Genomic DNA, 1043 nt, shown 5'->3' on the forward strand with positions numbered 1-1043 from the left:
CTGAAAGAGTCCTTTGATTTTCTTAACGTATATTTTTTTTCGAGATGCGTAGAGCTCAACGGTTTTGGTCACGCCGTCTTGAGCAGCGTTGCTGCTGTATGTCTCTAAGTCTTGAGCGCCTGGTTCAATCTGTTTAACCGGGATTTTTTCCGACATAACTACTCGCGTCTCTTGATGTTTAGCCCAAGCTGATTTGCAGGGCTGGAGGAAAGGCCCTCTCTGTTGAAAGGGCCTCGATCTCTATCTTAGTTCTGAGAAAGGCTTTTTACATACGCTGTAAGTAAGTGAATTTTCTCTTCGCCAAGTCGCTCTAACTGAGCAGGCATCACACCCGCACGTCCATATAGAAGCGTGTGAGAAATGCGCTTAGGCGTGCTGCCATACAACCAAACGTTATCGGTTAGGTTTGGAGCGCCGAGGGCTTGATTACCTTTAGCGTCAGCACCATGACACGCTGCACATGCTGTTTGGTACATTGCTGCACCGCGCTCAGCCGCCTCAGAATTGTCACTGCGGTCACTGAATGACAACAGGTAATGAACCATGTCATCAACTTGAGCATTGGTCATCGCTGGATTCAAGCCTTTAGCTGGCATATTGCCCATTCGACCATTCACCAAAGTGGCTTTGATTGCTTCTTCAGTACCGCCGTACAACCAATCATCATCGGTCAAGTTGGGAAAACCAATCGCGCCGCGACCAGCAGAGCCATGACAAACCGCACAGTTGTTTGCGAAGAGACGTTGACCAACTTTCATCGCCTCTGCATCTTGAACCAATTCATCAATAGGCGTCGCAGCATACGCTTCAAAAATAGGACCGTATTTTTCTTCTGCCGTTTGTACTTCGTTCTCCCACTGACCGACTTGTGTCCAGCCTAGCAGGCCTTTGTAATTGCCAAGGCCGGGGTAGAGTGCATAGTAGGCAAGACCAAATACACAGGTGGCGACGAACATGTACATCCACCACTTAGGTAATGGGTTGTCATATTCTTCGATGCCATCGAAGGTATGGCCCATTGTTTTTTCCGTTTCAGTGTCGGA

At 48.2% G+C, this 1043-nt stretch carries 1 protein-coding gene; it reads right to left on the bottom strand.

The features are described from left to right. Positions 1-245: 245 nt before the first annotated feature. Positions 246-1043 (bottom strand): cytochrome-c oxidase, cbb3-type subunit III (gene ccoP / locus A3750_RS11755; protein ID WP_156498539.1); only part of this gene is annotated, 798 nt, incomplete at its 5' end.

The sequence above is a fragment of the Oleiphilus sp. HI0079 genome (assembly GCF_001635105.1).